This is a genomic window from Clostridium aestuarii (genome assembly GCF_026735135.1).
In the GTDB taxonomy this organism is placed as follows: domain Bacteria; phylum Bacillota; class Clostridia; order Clostridiales; family Clostridiaceae; genus Clostridium_H; species Clostridium_H aestuarii.
Map to the genome: position 1 here is coordinate 918,100 of NZ_JAPQER010000001.1, position 19,800 is coordinate 937,899.

The 19,800-nt window shown below is 29.4% G+C and carries 18 protein-coding genes and 1 tRNA gene; 2 read left to right on the forward strand and 17 right to left on the reverse strand.

The features are described from left to right. Nucleotides 1-44 precede the first annotated feature (44 nt). The 11 genes from tuf to OW763_RS04010 form a co-directional block, all read right to left on the reverse strand. Nucleotides 45-1,226: an elongation factor Tu gene (tuf, locus tag OW763_RS03960; RefSeq protein ID WP_268039746.1), complete on the reverse strand. Its 1,182-nt coding sequence runs from the start codon at nt 1,224-1,226 to the stop codon at nt 45-47. A gap of 90 nt (nt 1,227-1,316) precedes the next feature. Beyond that, nucleotides 1,317-1,392: transfer RNA gene (locus OW763_RS03965), tRNA-Thr, on the reverse strand. Between the two features lie 163 nt (nt 1,393-1,555). Next, entirely contained in the window at nt 1,556-2,197 is a 642-nt protein-coding gene (gene sigH / locus OW763_RS03970) for an RNA polymerase sporulation sigma factor SigH (RefSeq protein WP_268039759.1), read from the reverse strand. 89 nt (nt 2,198-2,286) lie between these two features. Then, nucleotides 2,287-2,796, reverse strand: coding sequence for an NYN domain-containing protein (locus OW763_RS03975; protein ID WP_268039760.1), 510 nt, complete (start codon nt 2,794-2,796; stop codon nt 2,287-2,289). An 8-nt stretch (nt 2,797-2,804) separates the two neighbouring features. Continuing rightward, the gene (gene rlmB, locus OW763_RS03980) at nt 2,805-3,587 is read right to left on the reverse strand and encodes a 23S rRNA (guanosine(2251)-2'-O)-methyltransferase RlmB (protein WP_268039761.1); all 783 of its coding nucleotides are present in this window, start codon (nt 3,585-3,587) and stop codon (nt 2,805-2,807) included. A gap of 20 nt (nt 3,588-3,607) precedes the next feature. After that, complete coding sequence (gene thyX, locus OW763_RS03985) at nt 3,608-4,348, reverse strand: FAD-dependent thymidylate synthase (RefSeq protein ID WP_268039762.1); 741 nt, start codon at nt 4,346-4,348, stop codon at nt 3,608-3,610. Between the two features lie 21 nt (nt 4,349-4,369). Continuing rightward, entirely contained in the window at nt 4,370-4,786 is a 417-nt protein-coding gene (locus OW763_RS03990) for a Mini-ribonuclease 3 (RefSeq protein WP_268039763.1), read from the reverse strand. 211 nt (nt 4,787-4,997) lie between these two features. After that, on the reverse strand, nt 4,998-6,398 hold the full coding sequence (gene cysS / locus OW763_RS03995; RefSeq protein WP_268039764.1) for a cysteine--tRNA ligase: 1,401 nt from the start codon (nt 6,396-6,398) through the stop codon (nt 4,998-5,000). A 108-nt stretch (nt 6,399-6,506) separates the two neighbouring features. Next, nucleotides 6,507-8,210: a proline--tRNA ligase gene (locus tag OW763_RS04000; RefSeq protein ID WP_268039765.1), complete on the reverse strand. Its 1,704-nt coding sequence runs from the start codon at nt 8,208-8,210 to the stop codon at nt 6,507-6,509. A gap of 457 nt (nt 8,211-8,667) precedes the next feature. After that, nucleotides 8,668-9,369 carry a 2-C-methyl-D-erythritol 4-phosphate cytidylyltransferase gene (gene ispD, locus OW763_RS04005; RefSeq protein WP_268039766.1) on the reverse strand — a complete coding sequence of 234 codons (702 nt, stop codon included), beginning with the start codon at nt 9,367-9,369 and terminating at the stop codon, nt 8,668-8,670. A 45-nt stretch (nt 9,370-9,414) separates the two neighbouring features. Next, entirely contained in the window at nt 9,415-10,494 is a 1,080-nt protein-coding gene (locus OW763_RS04010) for a PIN/TRAM domain-containing protein (RefSeq protein ID WP_268039824.1), read from the reverse strand. Between the two features lie 341 nt (nt 10,495-10,835). Between OW763_RS04010 and OW763_RS04015 the strand changes: the two genes are divergently transcribed. Next, nucleotides 10,836-11,237: a nucleoside triphosphate pyrophosphohydrolase family protein gene (locus OW763_RS04015; protein WP_268039767.1), complete on the forward strand. Its 402-nt coding sequence runs from the start codon at nt 10,836-10,838 to the stop codon at nt 11,235-11,237. 38 nt (nt 11,238-11,275) lie between these two features. On the opposite strand, the gene disA is transcribed toward OW763_RS04015, so the two are convergent. From disA to OW763_RS04045, 6 genes are all read right to left on the reverse strand, one after another. Further along, the gene (gene disA / locus OW763_RS04020) at nt 11,276-12,340 is read right to left on the reverse strand and encodes a DNA integrity scanning diadenylate cyclase DisA (RefSeq protein WP_268039768.1); all 1,065 of its coding nucleotides are present in this window, start codon (nt 12,338-12,340) and stop codon (nt 11,276-11,278) included. 39 nt (nt 12,341-12,379) lie between these two features. After that, the gene (radA, locus tag OW763_RS04025) at nt 12,380-13,738 is read right to left on the reverse strand and encodes a DNA repair protein RadA (protein ID WP_268039769.1); all 1,359 of its coding nucleotides are present in this window, start codon (nt 13,736-13,738) and stop codon (nt 12,380-12,382) included. A 177-nt stretch (nt 13,739-13,915) separates the two neighbouring features. Further along, nucleotides 13,916-16,348: an ATP-dependent Clp protease ATP-binding subunit gene (locus OW763_RS04030; protein WP_268039770.1), complete on the reverse strand. Its 2,433-nt coding sequence runs from the start codon at nt 16,346-16,348 to the stop codon at nt 13,916-13,918. A gap of 19 nt (nt 16,349-16,367) precedes the next feature. After that, the gene (locus tag OW763_RS04035) at nt 16,368-17,402 is read right to left on the reverse strand and encodes a protein arginine kinase (protein ID WP_268039771.1); all 1,035 of its coding nucleotides are present in this window, start codon (nt 17,400-17,402) and stop codon (nt 16,368-16,370) included. 18 nt (nt 17,403-17,420) lie between these two features. After that, complete coding sequence (locus tag OW763_RS04040) at nt 17,421-17,957, reverse strand: UvrB/UvrC motif-containing protein (RefSeq protein WP_268039772.1); 537 nt, start codon at nt 17,955-17,957, stop codon at nt 17,421-17,423. A gap of 159 nt (nt 17,958-18,116) precedes the next feature. After that, nucleotides 18,117-18,575 (reverse strand): CtsR family transcriptional regulator, encoded by a 459-nt coding sequence (locus tag OW763_RS04045; protein WP_268039773.1) that lies wholly within the window; start codon nt 18,573-18,575, stop codon nt 18,117-18,119. 375 nt (nt 18,576-18,950) lie between these two features. Here OW763_RS04045 and OW763_RS04050 point away from each other — a divergent pair, with 375 nt between their 5' ends. Continuing rightward, nucleotides 18,951-19,718 carry a DUF2971 domain-containing protein gene (locus OW763_RS04050; RefSeq protein ID WP_268039774.1) on the forward strand — a complete coding sequence of 256 codons (768 nt, stop codon included), beginning with the start codon at nt 18,951-18,953 and terminating at the stop codon, nt 19,716-19,718. Nucleotides 19,719-19,800: the final 82 nt, after the last annotated feature.

Below are 19,800 nucleotides of genomic sequence, written 5' to 3' on the forward strand. Positions count from 1 at the left end.
GACTAAGTTTTTTAACGCAGTCCTCTTTATGTAACATTAGAAAATTATTCTATTATTGTAGTAACAACTCCTGAACCTACTGTTCTTCCACCTTCTCTGATAGCGAATCTTAGGTTTTCTTCCATTGCTACTTGTGTAATTAATTCAACTGTCATATCTATATGATCTCCTGGCATTACCATTTCTGCTCCATCTGGTAAATCTATTGATCCTGTAACGTCTGTTGTTCTGAAATAAAATTGTGGTCTGTATCCATTAAAGAATGGAGTATGTCTTCCACCTTCTTCTTTCTTTAATACATATACTTGACCTACAAATTTCTTGTGTGGTGTTACTGTTCCTGGTTGTGCTAATACTTGACCTCTTTCGATTTCAGCTCTTTGAACACCTCTTAATAATGCTCCTATGTTATCTCCTGCCATCGCTTCGTCAAGCATCTTTCTGAACATTTCTACTCCTGTTATAGTTGTGCTTCCAACTTCTTCTTTCATTCCAACGATTTCTACTACATCGCCTACGTGAAGTATTCCTCTTTCAACTCTTCCAGTTGCAACTGTTCCTCTTCCTGTGATTGTGAATACATCTTCTACTGGCATTAAGAATGGTTTGTCAGTTTCTCTTTCTGGTGTTGGTATGTATTCATCTACTGCTGCCATTAATTCTAAAATACATTCGTCTTTTCCTTGTTCTATTGCTTCTAATGCTGATCCTGTTACTACTGGACAGTCATCTCCATCAAATCCATATTCGCTTAATAATTCTCTTACTTCCATTTCTACTAATTCTAATAATTCTGGATCATCTACTTGGTCTGATTTGTTTAAGAATACTACTATATGTTTAACACCTACTCTTGATGCTAATAGTATATGTTCTCTTGTTTGTGGCATTGGACCATCTGCTGCTGATACTACTAAGATAGCTCCATCCATTTGTGCTGCTCCTGTTATCATGTTCTTTACATAGTCAGCATGTCCTGGACAGTCAACGTGTGCATAATGTCTGTTTTCTGTTTCATATTCAACATGTGCTGTGTTGATTGTGATTCCTCTTTCTTTTTCTTCTGGAGCTTTATCTATGTCTTCATAGTTTTGTACTTCTGCTCCACCTGCTTTTGCTAATGTCATTGTGATTGCTGCTGTTGTTGTTGTTTTACCATGATCTACGTGTCCTATTGTACCAATGTTAACATGTGGTTTAGTTCTTTCAAACTTTGCTCTTGCCATTTTTTATTCCTCCTATCATACTTAATTTAATTTAGCTTAACTTGTTTTCGTAAACTCATCCTGGTGTGTTGTTAATTTTTTCGGGATTTTTGGAGCCCACGACCGGGCTTGAACCGGCGACCTCCACCTTACCAAGGTGACGCTCTGCCTGCTGAGCTACATGGGCATTTTATATTTTAAATAAGATATAAAATACCAATGAACAGTATTTAATATCAAAAACTATTGCATTTCAAAATTTCACAAACAGTCCCATTCGCTCATATACCAAAATACCTACACCATTTATTAATTTTACTATTTTCATTTTTTATTGTCAATACACTTTTTTATCTTTTATTCAAACATTTTTCTAGCTTTCTTTTTACCCTTTGAAGAGCGTTGTCAATAGATTTAGAATGTCTATCCAAGTCACAAGCTATCTCTTGATATGACTTCCCTTGAAGATAAGAATTCAGCACTTCTAATTCTAACTCTGATAATGCATCTTCTATCTTATTTTCTATTTTTACCACTTCTTCTCTACTTATAACTAATTCTTCTGGGTCAGATATTTTAACCGTAGATAGAATATCTAATAAGGTTCTATCAGATTCTTCATCATAAACAGGTTTGTTTAAAGATATATATGTATTAAGGGGTATATGTTTTTGTCTAGTGGCAGTTTTAATAGCTGTTATAATTTGTCTAGTAACACACAATTCAGCAAAAGCCTTAAAGGAAGATAATTTATCAGGATTAAAATCTCTAATAGCTTTATAAAAACCTATCATCCCTTCTTGATAAATATCTTCTTTATCTGCCCCTATAAGAAAATAAGATTTTGCCTTGGCTTTTACAAAATTTTTATATTTATTTATTAAATATTCTTGAGCTTCTACTTCTCCGCACTTAGCTTTTGCGGCTATTTCTTCATCTAATTTTCTATCAAACACTAATTTTTTATCACCAACACTTATCTTGTTTTCCAAAATATCCCCTCCACATAAATATCTAACTAAAAAGCCATTACATCATATAATTGATTATACATTAATAGGAAATTTTACGTCAAGCAATTTTAGTGACTTTTTCTAATTTTTTCTAATTTATCCAATATATTATCTTCTAGTATATCTTCTAAAAATGTTCTGTTACTAGAAATTTTTTTATCCATTTTAGCCTTTATACTTTGCTGCATTTTGTGCACTTCATTATAAAATTCTAGAGTAGACATTCTGGTAGCACCTCTTTGAAATATAACTTGTTGTTCTAAAGAATCAGAGGTAACTACACACACTTCAGATTTTCTACCTATTTTGTTAACATATTTTTCTATGAAACTATCCGCAGTTTCACCTTCTTTTGTAAATACTACAATTATATTGTTATCTTTTTCCTTTTTTTCTATACTTCCCTTTACCATATGTGCATCAAAAACTACAAAAACCTTGTACCCTTTATATGCTGCATAATTTTGTAAAACCTCAATAAGTTTTTTACGAGCAGCTTCAAAACTATATTCTTTAATTTTATTCAGTTCCGGCCAACTATTTATTACGTTATATCCGTCGACAAATATATTTCTCACTTCTCTACTTATACCATTCTTTGTTTTAATACCTCATACATCATAACGCCGGCCGCAACAGATGCATTTAATGAATTTATACTTCCTACCATAGGTATCTTCACTAATATATCGCATTTTTCTTTTGTAAGTTTAGAAACACCATGACCTTCACTTCCTATTACCAACGCCACTGCTCCTGAAAAATCTGTTTGATAACAATAACTTTCACCCGTCATATCCGCTCCATATACCCATATGTCATTTTCTTTTAATTTATCAATAGCATTATTTATATTTGAAACTTTAGCAATTCTCATATATTCTACAGCACCTGCTGATGTTTTGTATACAGTAGGCGTTATACCTACATTTCTTCTTTTGGGTATTATAATCCCATGTATTCCACAAGTTTCTGCTGTTCTTATTATAGACCCTAAATTATGTGGATCTTCTATCCCATCTAGTATTAATATAAAAGGCTTTTCTTCTCTTTCTCTTGCATAATCTAAAATTTCTTCAACATCATAATAACTATAGGGAGTCACTATTGCCATTACACCTTGATGTGCTCCTGTTACAGACATTCCATCTAATTTTTTTCTATCAACCTCTTTCACAACAACTCTCTGTTCTTTTGCTATTGCATTAATTTTATTAATAGAACCTGTAGCACTCCCTTTAGCTACTAAAATATATTCTATAGTTCTATTACCTTTTAATGCTTCTATTACAGCATTTCTTCCTTCTATCAAATCTTCTCTAATATAATCTTCTTTATTTTTGTTATCTTTTTCCTTAAATCGTCTCATTTTTATACCTCTTATTGTTTTTATATTTTTGAATATTTTTCTCTAACCCTAGTACATTCTCCACAAGTCATTGAGCCTTCTGGACAGTTTTCTTTTATACATTTAGGTCCTGCATTTTTAAATAATATAGGCGCAACCATCCTAACCTGGCTTAACATATTATCTGCTAAAGCATGGATTTCCCATTGAGCTCTATTGCAACATCTATGTTCAAAAAAATTCACTAAACTTCTAGCATTCATTGTAAGTACTATCTTTGTTTCACATGCATTAGGAAAAACATATCTCGCATCTTCAATAGCTTTTTTTTCTGCTACTTGCTTTTTCATACCGCTCTTTATATATTTTTCTTTAAGTATTTCTGCAATTTCATCATATGCACTTTGACTTTCACGCATAGATTTCACAAATATTTTTTTAGCCTTCTCATTATCTTCTATTTCTGGAGGTATTACATATTCAAATTGATTAAGCTTAACATATCTTTGACTTTGTTGAGAATATGATGCAATTCTATGTCTGACTAGTTGATGAGTCAGTGATCTTGAAACTCCTTCAACTGCAAAAGTAAAAGATACATGTTCTATTGGTGATGCATGCCCATAAGACATTAATCTATTTAAAAAAGTTTCTGTTTTATCTTCATCCAATCCATCCAATATTTCATCTATTCCTACAGCACTGTAACAAAGTTTTGCTGCTGAAGCAATAACCTTCTCAGGATTTGGAGTATATTCTATTAATTTAACCTTTAAACCCATTATATTCTCCCCTTATTTAAATTAATTTATGTCTATTTTAATAACCTTGTTTAACAACTCATTTAATCTGTCTACTTGCTCAGTAATATATAAGAATCCTAATGTTGCTTCAAATCCAGTAGCTATTCTATATTCTTGTACATCCGCATTCTTAGGTACAGATCCTGATTTAGTATTTCTTCCTCTTTTAAAAATACCATATTCTTCCTCGTTTAGCTCTGCTTGAATTTTTTTCATAAATTCACTTTGAGAATGAGCTTTAACATATGATATTGCCTTAACATGAAGCTTATGAACTGACATATTCCTATTATTATTAACTAAATATGTCCTTATAAACACTTCATATATAGAATCTCCTACAAACGCAAGTACTAAGGGATTTAATTGTTTAGCTTCAGTTATAGTAAACTTATTTTTTAATATATCAAATTCCATTTAAATTTATCTCCTTAAATTTCTATATGTTATAATAATCTTTATTTTAAGTATAATTTTAATATCAAAGATAACAATATTATAATTTAGATAAATTTAAAAGTACAGTCAATATTGTTAAGTAATATTAATTGTACTAAAAAATTTCACCTATCAATCCTAAAAAAATAAATAGGCAGCTTCTAGCTGCCTATTTATTAAATTATATACATTAATTAACTTTCTTCCATCTTACACCCTGTGGAGTATCTTCAAGAACTATTCCCCTCGCCTTTAAATCATCTCTTATTTTATCTGCAAGTGACCAGTCTTTATCTTTTCTAGCCTTTTGTCTTTCTTCGATAAGCGTTTCTATTTCTTCTTCCAAATCATAAACTGTAGATTTTTGAAGTATTCCAAGTGGAGTACCTAAATCTCTAATTAAATCCAACACATATTCCACTAATTTTTTTGAAGAATTTACACTTATATTAGTATTTATGTCTTTTACTAAATCAAAAATCACTGAAATAGCATCTGCTGTATTAAAATCATCATCCATCTTTTCAATAAATTTTTCTTTATAAGAATCAAGATTCTTTATATAGTCTCTTTCAGATTCCATTAAACTTTCAACTTTCACTTCTTCAAGAAGTCTTTCTAAATTACTTACTGCATTATACAATCTTTCATTTGAAGCTTTTGCACTTTCTAATAGTTCAGCACTAAAATTTAATGGAGTTCTATAATGTGCTGAAAGCATAAATAACCTTACAACATCAGCATCATATCTTTGTAATATTTCTCTTGCTGTAAAGAAATTATTAAGTGATTTAGACATCTTTTTATTATTTATATTTAAATAAGCAGAGTGCATCCAATATTTAGAAAACACTTTGCCATTTCTAGCTTCACTTTGAGCTATTTCATTCTCGTGATGTGGGAATACTAAGTCAATTCCGCCACCATGAATATCTATAGTTTCTCCAAGTATTTTGTTCGCCATGCAAGAACATTCAATATGCCAACCTGGTCTTCCCATCCCCCATGGACTTTTCCATGCAGGTTCACCTGGTTTTTTGCTTTTCCAAACCGCAAAGTCCATAGGATCTTTTTTTCTTTCATCTATAGAAATTCTAGCACCTGCTTGTAAATCTTCTATACTTTGTCCTGATAACTTTCCATATTCTTTAAATTCTTTAGTACTAAAATACACATCTCCATCTACTTCATAAGCATAACCTTCATCTACAAGATCTTTAACAAAATTTATAATCTCATCCATGAATTCAGTAGCTCTTGGATTAACAGTAGCTCTTTTTACATTTAGGTTATCTGCATCCTTATAATATTCTTGTATAAATCTATCTCCTAGTTCTTTTACACTTATTTCTTCTCTATTAGCTCTGTTTATCATCTTATCATCAATATCAGTGAAGTTTTGAATAAATTTAACTTCATACCCTCTATATTCAAGATATCTTCTAATAGTATCAAAAACTAGGAAAGTTCTAGCATTACCAATATGAAAGTAATCATATACAGTAGGACCACAAACATACATGTTAACCTTACCTTGGTTTATAGTAACAAATTCTTCTTTTTGCCTAGTCATTGTGTTAAACACTTTCATCTTCTTTCCTCCTAACCAATTTTCAAATTCTTGTTTTTCTTTTCTTTATCTTAAACCATTTATTGATTATATTAATAATTATATACACTTTATGTTTATTTTATAGTTTTATACTGTTTCTTCAAATTTTTCTTTTACTCTATTAATTATACAAGATATTTCTATTTCTTCAACTTCACTACTATTTCTTAATTTAAATTCAACTTTTCCTTCACTAATCATTTTACCTACTGTAATTCTCATAGGAATTCCTATTAAATCTGCATCTTTAAATTTAACTCCTGCTCTTTCTTTTCTATCATCCAATAAAACTTCAATTCCAAGATCTTGTAATTCCTTGTAAATCTTTTCTGCAGCTTCCATTTGTTCTTCTTTCTTAATAACAGCTGGAATTACTACTACTTGATATGGTGCTACTGCTAATGGCCATATAATTCCATTTTGATCATTATGCTGTTCTATTATTGAAGCCATCGTTCTATTTACGCCTATTCCATAACATCCCATTATTAATGGTTTTACTTTTCCATTTTCATCATTAAATGTGGCTCCCATGACTTCTGAGTATTTAGTTCCAAGTTTAAATATATGTCCAACTTCTATTCCTCTTGCAATTACAATTTTGTTTCCACATTTCGGACATTTATCTTCACTTGTTATATTTCTAAAATCTCCTACTGTTCCTTCAAAATCTTTGCCATAATTAGCATTTACATAATGATATCCTGTTTCATTGGCACCAATTATAAAATTGTACATATTAGCAACTTCTTCATCAACCAAAAGATAATCAGAATTTATACCTATAGGTCCTGCAAATCCTATTTCTGCTGTAGTAGCAGTTTTAACAGTTTTTTCATCTGCTAATTCAAATTCTACTGCTCCACCTATTTTATTTACCACTTTAACTTCATTTACTTCTCTATCTCCCCTTACCATTACAGCAACAACTTTATCATCAGCCTTATATATAAGAGTTTTTACAAATTTCTTAGCAGTAGTACCAAAAAAGTTTATTAGAGCTTCTATAGTCTTAACTTCTGGAGTTTCTACTTTTTCTAGCACTTTAGCTTCTTCTTTTTCTGCTTTTTCTGCTGTTGACGGAGCCTTTTCCATATTAGCAGCATAACCACATTTATCACAAAATACAACTTCATCTTCTCCATATTCTGATTTAACCATAAATTCAGCTGAACCAGAACCACCCATTGCACCTGAATCTGCTTCAACAGCACTGCAATCCACACCACATCTTTTGAAAATGTTTGTATACGCTTCATACATCTTGTTATAAGCTTCATCTAATCCTTTTTCATCTTTATCAAAACTATAAGCATCTTTCATTACAAATTCCCTTGATCTCATAACACCAAATCTTGGTCTTCTTTCATCTCTATATTTCGTTTGTATTTGATATAGATTTAATGGAAGTTGTTTATATGATTTTATTACACTTCTTGCTATACTCGTAAAAACTTCTTCATGCGTTGGTCCCAAACAAAACTCTCTTTCATTTCTATCTCTCAATTTAAACATTTCAGGACCAAATACTTCCCATCGACCTGACTCTTTCCATAATTCTGATGGAATTAATGCAGATGCTAAAAACTCTTGAGCTCCTACCTTATTCATTTCTTCTCTTACGATATTTTCTATTTTTTTTAAACTTCTAAGTCCTATTGGCATATAATTATAAATTCCTGACGCCATTTTCCTCATCATACCTGCTCTTAGCATTAATTGATGACTTGGTAATTCAGCTTCTGCTGGAACCTCTCTTAATGTAGTTATTAACATATTTGACATTCTCATATGTATATCCTCCCTCTATAATCTATTTATTTTTTATTTACACAATTTAAGAAAAGTGCGATGCACTTTTTAGTTGAAAATCACTAATTAAAAGTTAATAGTTACCCATGTTTTGCTAATTCAAAGTTACCTACGTATATTGTAGTTGACTATAATTACAGATTTAAAATTAAATTCTGCTTAATTTTATCTTAACTATTCACTATTAATTTTTAACTACAAAAAAACAAACTCCCCCTAAATATTATTAGGGCGAGTTTTATCGCGGTACCACCTAACTTTGTGCTTATTATTATAACGGTTTTTCACCGGTAGTTTTTAACTACAGCTCAAAAGCAGGTTCAAAACAGTTGAAAATCTTTCAGCCAAGGATTCTCTCTCTGCAATTGTTTTTACTACTCTTCTTCATAGCTAATTATTAACTTATTCTGTCAGAATTATACCCAATCATATTGCATTATGTCAATACTTCTTCTGAATTATCTAATATTTTTTCACCTATAATTAAATCCTCTGGAGTAGTTATCTTTATATTACTATAGCTTCCATTATATAAAAATACCTTATGATTATATTTTTCAACAATCATAGTATCATCGGTTGCTTCAAATTTTTCCTTATAAGCTTTTTTATGAGATTCTAAGATAATTTCATATTTAAAGCATTGAGGAGTTTGAACACAAAATAAAGTATTTCTCTTAGGTGTTTCCATAGAAAAACCACTTTTTTCTTTAATCTTTATTGTATCCTTAGGCACAACTCCACAAGCACATGCCCCATAAAGATTAGCATACTTTATTCCTTCATTGATTATATCATCATTTATAAAAGGTCTTGCTCCATCATGTATTAAAACCACATTACACTCTCCTACTGCATTAAGACCATTAATTACAGATTGTTGTCGTGTGCTCCCACCTTCAACAATCTTTTTTATTTTTTTAACTTTATATTTATCTATTATATAAGATTTACAATATTCTATTTCATCTTTAGCTAAAACAAGAATTATTTCATCTACATAATTACTTTTTTCAAAAACTTTTAATGTCCAATAAAGAATTGGTTTATCTTTCAAATTTAAAAATTGCTTGTTAATATTTGCTTTCATTCTAGCACCTTTCCCTGCTGCTACAATAATCACACAGTTTCTATTCATAGGATTCCTCCTTATCTTTAATTAAAAAGATAGCCTTAAATTAGGCTATCTTTTTTGTTTAGCAAATATCATTCTTCCTGCAGCAGTTTGCAGTACAGTTGTAACTATTACATTTACCATTTCTCCAATATGTCGTCTTCCGCCTTCTACAACAATCATGGTACCATCATCTAAATAAGCTATACCCTGTTCCTGTTCCTTACCATCTTTAACTATTTGTATTGACATTTCTTCTCCTGGAAGAACTATAGGTTTTACTGAATTAGCAAGTTCATTTATATTTAGAACTGGCACGCCTTGAACCCCAGCAACTTTATTTAAATTATAATCATTAGTAATAACTTTTCCTTTTGAAACCTGTGCAAGCTTTAAAAGCTTACTATCTACTTCTTCTATTTCAGGAAAATCTTTGTCTGTTATTTGAACTTCTATACTTAATTCTTTTTGCATTTTATTAAGTATATCAAGCCCTCTTCTTCCTCTATTTCTTTTCAAACTATCTGAGGAATCTGCTATATGTCTTAACTCATCTAAAACAAAGTGAGGCACTATCAATGCACCTTCTATAAAACCACTTTGACATATATCAAATATTCTTCCATCTATTATTACAGATGTGTCTAACACCTTAGGTATTCCTTTTGATACTACTTTAGTCTTTTTTTCTTTAGGTGCATTAGACTTTTTCAAATTAGAAAATACGCCTATTATTTCTCCTTTTTTCTTTACAGCAATATCAGTACCAAGAACAGCTAAAATTAAAGCTATTATTACTGATATTACCGTTCCTATAAATGTTTTAGGAATTAATGAAACAAATAAAGCTGATATAACTAATCCTAATATTGCTCCAAATGTTCCTAATAAAATTTCTACAGTCGGAACTTTTTGTATGTTTTCTTCAAAATAATCCATAAGCTTTTTTATTAATGCATTAAGCCAAGGAGATATTAAAAATAATATAAATCCAAAAAGTAAAGAAGAAAAAATTAAAGATACCATTTTTAAAATAGCGCTACTGTTGAAATAAGCCAATCTATCTACTTTTAATAATGATTGTCCTATCACATATCCTATTATTAATCCTGTTAATGTAAAAAGCCATCTTAAAACTTTCTTAAATATGTTCAATATTTATTCACCTCCCTAATAAAATTATTATTCTTATTCTTTGTAGTTTTTTATACCATTAATAATAATATATATTAATATATAGGTTATTTCAACTAAACAAAGAATTATTTATAATTTGTTCACTAAAATAAACTTTATACTTTTTATCTATTTATATTTTCGTCCAAAAATTAACTTTTTAATCCCCCTATTAATAAAAACAATACTATTTTATTATATATATAAAGAAATACAGCATTAATCTTGTGTATCACTGTTGACAAAATTATCTGAAAATAATTATAATTATAGTATCAGTCATTTGTTTAAAATTACTATAAGGAGCTGAAACCATGAAAGATGTTATTTTTGACGATTTCCAAAATGCAGTAGACGACTGCCTTATACGCCATAGAAGTTTATTAGATATAATGACAAAACTTCAAGAATCAGAGGGACGCATTAATAGAGCTCTAGCAAAATCTGTGACAAACTGTGGTTGTATAAAAATTGAAGCTGAAAAACAATCAATGCTAAACAATGATAGCATAGATATAGACGATTTAAAAAACTATTTAAATACACATTTAAAAGGAAACCTATGTGATAACTGTAGAGAGGTTTTAGAAAGAGAACTAGGCAATAATTTATTTTATCTAACTTCTCTGTGTAATTTATTAGACTTAAATTTGTATGATATCCTTTTAAAAGAGTACAACAAAATAAATACCTTAGGTAAATATACATTTAGATAAACCAATAGCACAAAATAAGTCTTATACTTATTTTGTGCTTATATTTGTTTATCTATCATGAATTGCTCTCTTAATCTGCGAAGTCCATTTTTAATAGCTTTAGATCGTGCCTCTCCTATACCTTCAACATTATCTAATTCTTCATAAGAAGCTTCCATAACAGCTTTAAGTTCTTTAAAATTATTTATAACATTTTCAATTACATTTACAGGTATTCTAGGAATTTTGCTTAACATTCTATATCCTCTTGGAGAAATCAATGTATCTACAAGCGGAACCCCAGTATACCCTAATATTTTAGATATTGCATCCAAATCTAAAATTTCATCTGAAGACATATTTTGAATTTGCTCATATATTTTTTCATGATTCAACTTGCTTTGACAATAATCTCTAATTAAAAGTATACCATCTTCTTCAACACTTTTTACAAGTTCACTTAGCTGCATTGATATAAGTCTTCCTTCATTTCCCAACTCGCATATATACCGTTCTACTTCATCAACAATTCTCATAACCATTTCTGTTCTCTGTATAGCAGTTATAACATCAAACAGAGTCACCAAATCTTGAAATTCTAATACATTCAAATTGAGCATAACTCTTTCTAATACAGACACATATTTTTCAAGTGTTTGAAGTGCTTGATTTGCTCTTGCAAGTATTATACTACTGTCTCTCAAAACATATTTTATATCATTTTGATATACTGTTATAATATTTCTTCTTTGAGAAATAGCAATTACAATTCCTTGTGTTTGTTTTGTAACTCTATACGCTGTTCTATGTCTTGTTCCAGTTTCAAATGTTGGAATAGATGAATCTGGCAGTAATTGAGTATTTGCATAAAGTATTTTCTTTAAATCACTACTCAATACAATAGCACCATCCATTTTAGCAAGCTCATATACATATGAGGGACTATAATCAGCACTTATATTAAATCCTCCATCTACTATCTTCATAATTATTTCACTGTTCCCAAGAACTATAAGTCCTCCTGTTTTAGCTCTTAAAATATTTTCAAGTCCTTCTCTCAATGGAGTACCTGGCGCCATAGTTTCCAAAATTTCCATAAGTTTTTTATCTTTTTCTAGTCTCACTAAACACCCTCCTTTCTACTATTTTTTATACAAACATACCTAAAAAACTTTTTTGACTGCTTCCTTAAGAGATGATACTCCTATAATACTTTGCTGTTTGTTATTTATCTTTTCTCTATTTCTCATTGGTATAACAATGTTTTCAAATCCCATCTTTATAGCTTCGTTTACTAATCTATCACAAAATGTAATAGGTCTAACTTCTCCTGTAAGTCCAACTTCTCCAAAAACTATCATTTTATTCATCTTAAAAGTTCTTGTTTTAATACTTGATATTAATGCTAAAGCAAGCCCTAAATCACCTAAAGTTCCTTCTATACTAATTCCACCTACTACATTTACATAAACATCACAATTATAGAACGGTATTTTAAGTTTTTTTTCTAAAACAGCTAAAATTAAATTCAATCTAGAATTATCTACGCCTACAGCCGTTCTTCTAGGCATAATAGCTTTAGTTTCACTAACTAATGCTTGTATTTCAACTAATATTGGACGAGTTCCTTCCATTATGCCGATAACTACAGAACCTTCTGAATTAAAATTAGTCTCTTCAAGAAATACTTCGGATGGATTTAGTATTTCCTTAAGCCCTTCTTGTCTCATTTCAAATACCCCAATTTCACTTGTAGTACCAAAACGATTTTTTAAAGTTCTAAGTATTCTAAATTCTTGTGTTCTTTCTCCTTCAAAAGAAAGCACTGTATCCACCATATGTTCCAAAACCCTAGGTCCTGCAAGCTCTCCTTGTTTTGTGACATGTGCAACTATAAATAACGGTATATTTTTTGTCTTTGCAATTCTCATAAGTTCATTTGAACATTCCCTAACTTGAGATACACTTCCTGGAGCAGACGTAATAGAAGGCTTAAATAAAGTTTGAATAGAATCTATTATAATAAACGCAGGACTAATGTTGTCAATATGCCGTTCTACTATTTCTAAATTAGTTTCTGAAAGAATATATAGTTCTGAGGCTATATTTCCTATCCTGTCACCTCTGATTTTTATTTGTTCTCCAGATTCCTCTCCAGATACATATAACACTTTCCCTATTTTATGTGCAATATTATTTGCAGTTTGTAGTAGTATCGTAGACTTTCCTATTCCAGGTGCTCCTGATATTAAAGTCAACGATCCTTTTACCATTCCTCCACCTAATACTCTATTTAATTCTTTAATTCCAGTATCATATCTTTCAAATTCACCTGATTTTATATTTAATATGCTTTCTGGTTTATTGTTACTGGTTATTCCTATGCTTCTACTAACAATTTTTTCTTCTTTTTTTTCTTCTACCATAGTATTCCACATACCGCATCCTGGGCACTTACCAAACCACTTAGGAGCTTCATGCCCACATTCTTGGCATATAAATATATTTTTATTTTTACCCATAATTAATCACCCTATTTCATCATACAAATTAATATTATACAATATTTCAATATAAATTTGTATTAGTATCAAGAAGATTTTCTTTTTTATTTAATTTTAATATCAAATTTATAAATATAATAAAAGACCGACATAACATCAAAATCTGTTTCTGTCGGTTTTTATTATTACATTTAATTAAATTAGCCCTTCAAACACTAATTCTTTATCTCTAACTGACGCTTTTACCTTATCACCTTTCTTAACATTTCCTCTTAGAATTTCTTCAGATAATTTATCCTCTACAGTTTTTGTTATGGCACGTCTAAGTGGTCTTGCCCCATATGTTGGGTCAAATCCTTCGTTAGTAAGTAACTTTTCAGCTTCTTTATCAAACTCTATGTGTATTTCTTGTTGTTTTAATCTATTTGCAACTTGACGAAGCATTAATTTAACTATTTGTTTTAAATCATTTTCCTCTAAAGAATGAAATACTATAATATCATCTATTCTGTTTAAAAATTCTGGTCTAAAAGAACGTTTAAGTTCTTCCATGATATTATCTTTCATTTTTTCATATTCATTTTCACTTTTATTTTTATCAAAAGAAAAGCCTAATGATTTTTGTTTCTTTATAGTAGTTGCTCCAACATTTGATGTCATTATTACTATTGTATTTTTAAAATTTATAGTTTTACCTTTTCCATCAGTTAATCTTCCATCTTCTAAAATTTGAAGAAGTATGTTAAACATATCAGGATGTGCCTTTTCAATTTCATCAAATAGGACTACTGAATACGGATTACGTCTTACTTTTTCTGTTAACTGACCGCCTTCTTCAAAGCCAACATATCCTGGTGGAGATCCTATAAGCCTTGAAACCGCATGTTTTTCCATATATTCTGACATATCAATTCTTATTATATTATTCTCATCACCAAACATAGCCTCTGCAAGTGCTTTAGATAACTCTGTTTTTCCTACTCCTGTAGGTCCTAAAAAGACAAATGAGCCTATGGGTCTATTAGGGTCTTTCAATCCAACTCTAGCACGTCTTACAGCCCTTGCAATTGATTTTACAGCTTCATCCTGTCCAACTACTCTATGATGCAAAATTTCTTCTAATTTTAGTAATCTTTCTGCTTCTGTTTCTGTAAGCTTTTCAACTGGAACATTAGTCCACTTAGCAACAACCTGTGCTATCTGTTCCTCTGAAACAATTTGTGTTGAAACTTCACTTTGCTTTCTCCAATCATTTTTAAAACTATCTAATTTTTCTTTTAATTCTCTTTCTTTATCCCTTAATCTAGCTGCCTTTTCAAAATCCTGTAGCGTAATAGCATCCTCTTTTTTCTTTTTAGTTTTTTCTAATTCTTCTTCTAAATTTTTAAGATCTGGTGGTGCTGTTAAATTATGAATTCTAACCATAGCTCCTGCTTCATCAATTAAATCTATTGCCTTATCTGGAAGATATCTATCAGTAATATATCTATCTGATAAATTTACAGCAGCTTCTATAGCTTCATCAGTAATCTTAACTCCATGATGAGCTTCATACTTATCTCTTAAACCTTTTAATATTTCAACTGACTCTTCTTTACTAGGTTCTCCTACCATTACTGGTTGAAATCTTCGCTCCAAAGCTGAATCTTTTTCTATATATTTTCTGTATTCACCTATAGTTGTAGCACCTATACATTGTATCTCTCCTCTTGCAAGAGATGGTTTTAATATATTAGATGCATCTATTGCACCTTCCGCTCCTCCAGCTCCAATTATAGTATGAATTTCATCTATGAATAAAATTACATTTCCTGCTTTATTTATTTCTTCCATAGCCTTTTTAAGTCTCTCTTCAAATTCTCCTCTATATTTTGAACCAGCTATCATTGAAGAAATATCTAAAGTTACAACTCTTTTATTCTTTAATATTTCAGGAATGTTTCCATTTTCAATTCTCTGAGCAAGACCTTCTGCAATTGCGGTTTTACCTACACCTGGATCACCTATTAAACAAGGATTATTTTTAATTCTTCTACATAATATTTCAAGTACTCTTTCAGTCTCCTTATCCCTTCCTATTACAGGATCAAGTTTTCCTTCTTCAGCCATTTGAGTTAAATCTCTACTATATTTATCTAAATTAGGAGTATCTGCATTAATCTTGTTTTTATCTATAGCTGTAGTCCCTTCCTTATTAAATTCCCTTAACAATTCATCTTTAATCTTTTCAAAATTTAAGCCTAAATTATTTAATATAGTATATGCAACACCTTCTGATTCTCTTATTAAAGCAAGTAAAATATGTTCAGGTGTAATATAATTGTGATTTAATTTCCTAGCCTCTAATAAACTTAATTCTAATAGTCGTTTTGTTCTAGGTGTTAATGGTATTTCATTTCTATATAGATTAATATCACCTTTTCCTTCATATTCTTCAACAAGCTTTTTTACTTTATCTTCTGTAATATTATTTTCATTTAATAACTTTTTTGCAGCTCCCTCCTTTTCTTTTAAAAGTCCTAGTAATATATGCTCTGTTCCTACATATCCATGTTTAAAAGCTTGTGCTTCTTCTTGAGCATAGTACAGAACCTTTTGTGCTCTTTCAGTAAATCTACCAAACATCATATTTATCCACCTCCTAAAATTATAAGTTCATCACTTTTAATTTTCTTCTAACCAACTGGGCTCTTGTCAAATCTATTTGTTTGCTTAAAAGCTTATCCTTAGATGATTTTTGAATAACTGCAGGCTGAATCTCTATAAGCAATTTATTCAAAGCATTCTTATCTATATCTTTAATTATTCCCATTTCAACTCCTAATCTTACATCAGAAAGTAATTTTAAAGTTTCTTTAGAACTAAGTATGACTGCTGATTTTAAAATTCCCGCTGCTCTATAAATTTTATCTTCTAGTTCGTATTTACTATTTTTAAATATTCTTTCTCTTGCAATTTTCTCTTGATTTACAACTTGATTTATAATTCCTGTTAAATTACTTAATATTTCTTCTTCACTAAGTCCTAATGTGATTTGATTTGAAATTTGATATAAATTCCCTTCTCCTTGTGAACCTTCACCATATAGTCCTCTTACAGTCATTCCTACTTGAGTTAATCCATTTAAAAGTCCTACTATTTCTCTATTCATAGTAAGTGCCGGTAAATGTACCATAACAGAAGCTCGAAGTCCAGTACCTAAATTAGTTGGACATGAAGTTAAATAACCTAGTTTCTCATCAAAAGCATAATCTAGATTTTTCTCTAATAAATCATCTAACTTATTACAAAACTCATAAGCTTCTTTTAAATTTAATCCTCCAGTTATACTTTGAAGTCTTATATGGTCTTCTTCATTTATCATAATACTAACAGTTTCATCATTATTTACAATAAACGCAGCTTCTTTTTGGTTACTAATAAGTTTCTTACTTATTAAATGTCTTTCAAAATAAACTTTATTAGAAACATCATCATTTTGCCATAAATAAATCGTTTTATATTTTTCCTCTATAGAGTTTGATGAATAAAAAGCATCCTCAACCTTTTTAACTATATTTTTTGCATCTTCTTCTATCAATTTATTAGGAAAAGGTATACTTTTTATATTTCTTGCAAGCCTTATTCTACTGCTTAATACCATATCCTCGTTTTCACTTTCGCTTTCCAACCAATTTTTCATTTTATCACCTCCACATCATTACTTGTCATATTTAGTTTTATTTTTTTCAATCTCACGTATTTGATCTCTAAGTTCTGCTGCTCTTTCATACTCTTCCATAACAATAGCATTTTGCAGTTCTTCTTTAAGCTTTATTATCATCTTTCTTTGCATTAAATTTCTACCTGATTTTTTAGGTATCTTGCCTACATGCTCTATATTCCCTTGAACTCCTTTTATAACTGACATAATTGCTGGTTTAAAATTTTCATAGCATTCACTGCACCCTAAAAGTCCTTTTTCTTTAAATTCACTGTAAGAAGCTTCACAATTTTTACAAATAAGGTTTACTCCCTTATTATTCTTAGAAGTATTATTCACATAATCCATAAGTCCACTTAATATATTTTGAAAAGAGAAAGGTGCAATTATATCCATATCTGGAACAGTAACCAAATTAAATTCTTCACTCTTACCAGCACAATCGCCACATAAATTTATTTCTCTTTTTACTCCATTTACTATTTTTGTTATATGAATAGTTGCTTCATTCTTTTTACAAATTTCGCAAAGCATTTAACCACCCCTTTTATTCAATTTATAATTAGTAGTTAAGACAAATAATCAATAATTTCTTTTATAATAAAACTATTGCAAAATGTAACCAATTTTCATTTTAACCTCTATAAGCCTCAACTATTATATATTAATTCAGTATACCATATTTTGTAAATTTTATAACAATATAATTCTTAGCATCGACTTTAAAATTTCAGCTCTCACTATATTCTTGTTTTCTGTAGGTATTAATAAACTTCTACTATTGATAGCCGCTTTCATAATTTCAGCTTCTCTTGAAGTTATTATATTTCTCTCTACTAATCCATTTATTATTATATTTGACGCATTATAAGTGATGTTCTTTCCTATGTTTTCATTAATAACCTTTGCTAATGGTTCATTATTATCATATTGAATCTTTCTTATTTTAATATACCCTCCTCCGCCTCTTCTGCTTTCAACATAATATCCACTTTGTGTTGAAAATCTAGTTGTTAAAACATAATTTATTTGAGAAGGAGCACAACTAAAATAATTTGCTAATTCATTTCTTCCAATTTCTAGTGCACTGCTTTCACTATCTGCTAACATCTCTTTTATAAATTCTTCTATTACATCTGAAAGTCTTGCCATTTTTTCACCTCTTTATTGACTTTGTCTTTCTTTGACTTTTATTTTAACTTTATAATATTATTTATATAAATTTTTTTCAACAATGAAATTTATGTATTTGTTACTTTATATGTTATATATTTCTGATTAACTTCATTTAATCTCATATTCCTTAAAATTACTTTTAAATATGTATTTATATATTTCCATAGTTAAAGAACTTCTTTAACTCTAAAACAACATAACTACATGCAAGTTTTATTATTCACAATAAACTTGAATTTTACATTTAAAATTTTTAATTATAACATTTTCTCATTTATATAATGTTAAAAATTATATAAAAATGTTAATACTAAATAATATTAAAAACTTATTGCGAAAGGGAAATGATTAATGAACTCAAACAAAATAATAAAATCTGAAAGCTTAAAAAATAGAACAAAAATTTATCGTTATATATCCTTAAGTCAATTTATGTCTTTTGTTGAAACAAATCAAATTTGTCTAACTAAAATAAAAGCCTGGGAAGATACTTGGGAAGCACCTACAAGTTGTATACCAACCGAAGGTAAGAATGGTTACTTAGAATATCCTTCACATACGATATGTGATGATATGTATGGTCAATGTTGGAGTTTAAATGGTGATTCAGACGCTCTATGGAGAATTTATTCATCGGGAAATGAGGGAATAGTTATTGAAACATCTATTGAAAAATTCAATTTAATTCATGATATAAAATTGGGTATGATTGCCCCTGTAATTTATTATGAGAAATTACAAACAGGTTTTAAAATTCTCAAAAGTAAGAAAGACTATCAAAATATATTTGCAGAAGGTTTTTTGAAAAGAAAAGCATTTGAACATGAAAAAGAAATAAGATTAATAACATTGAATAATAAAAAATGTATAGATACTAAATATGTTAATTCTAAATTTATTAAATTGGAGTTAGACCCTACAAAATTTATTGAAGGAATTAAAATTGATCCTAGAGCACGTGATTGGTATGTCGATACTATAAAAAGATATTGTAATCGTGTAGGATTTAAATTTGATCCCTTAAAGTCTAATCTTTATTCATCAGATATATTTAAAGCTACAGGTTTAGTGCAAAAGCACACATCAATAAAAAATTTGACATATGAAAAAAAAATTTGATATTTATTTTTGAAGTATATAATATCTTTGCTTTATATTGAATTTTATGGAAATAATAACGATTTATGTTAATATATATATA

What these genes read in the sequence shown, in the direction of transcription:
- tuf (WP_268039746.1), bottom strand. Translation starts at nt 1,226, where the DNA reads ATGGCAAGAGCAAAGTTTGAAAGAACTAAACCACATGTTAACATTGGT.
- rlmB (WP_268039761.1), bottom strand. Translation starts at nt 3,587, where the DNA reads ATGAGACGATTTAAGGAAAAAGATAACAAAAATAAAGAAGATTATATT.
- thyX (WP_268039762.1), bottom strand. Translation starts at nt 4,348, where the DNA reads ATGGGTTTAAAGGTTAAATTAATAGAATATACTCCAAATCCTGAGAAG.
- OW763_RS03990 (WP_268039763.1), bottom strand. Translation starts at nt 4,786, where the DNA reads ATGGAATTTGATATATTAAAAAATAAGTTTACTATAACTGAAGCTAAA.
- cysS (WP_268039764.1), bottom strand. Translation starts at nt 6,398, where the DNA reads ATGAAAGTGTTTAACACAATGACTAGGCAAAAAGAAGAATTTGTTACT.
- OW763_RS04000 (WP_268039765.1), bottom strand. Translation starts at nt 8,210, where the DNA reads ATGAGAATGTCAAATATGTTAATAACTACATTAAGAGAGGTTCCAGCA.
- ispD (WP_268039766.1), bottom strand. Translation starts at nt 9,369, where the DNA reads ATGAATAGAAACTGTGTGATTATTGTAGCAGCAGGGAAAGGTGCTAGA.
- OW763_RS04015 (WP_268039767.1), top strand. Translation starts at nt 10,836, where the DNA reads ATGAAAGATGTTATTTTTGACGATTTCCAAAATGCAGTAGACGACTGC.
- radA (WP_268039769.1), bottom strand. Translation starts at nt 13,738, where the DNA reads ATGGGTAAAAATAAAAATATATTTATATGCCAAGAATGTGGGCATGAA.
- OW763_RS04030 (WP_268039770.1), bottom strand. Translation starts at nt 16,348, where the DNA reads ATGATGTTTGGTAGATTTACTGAAAGAGCACAAAAGGTTCTGTACTAT.
- OW763_RS04035 (WP_268039771.1), bottom strand. Translation starts at nt 17,402, where the DNA reads ATGAAAAATTGGTTGGAAAGCGAAAGTGAAAACGAGGATATGGTATTA.
- OW763_RS04040 (WP_268039772.1), bottom strand. Translation starts at nt 17,957, where the DNA reads ATGCTTTGCGAAATTTGTAAAAAGAATGAAGCAACTATTCATATAACA.
- OW763_RS04045 (WP_268039773.1), bottom strand. Translation starts at nt 18,575, where the DNA reads ATGGCAAGACTTTCAGATGTAATAGAAGAATTTATAAAAGAGATGTTA.
- OW763_RS04050 (WP_268039774.1), top strand. Translation starts at nt 18,951, where the DNA reads ATGAACTCAAACAAAATAATAAAATCTGAAAGCTTAAAAAATAGAACA.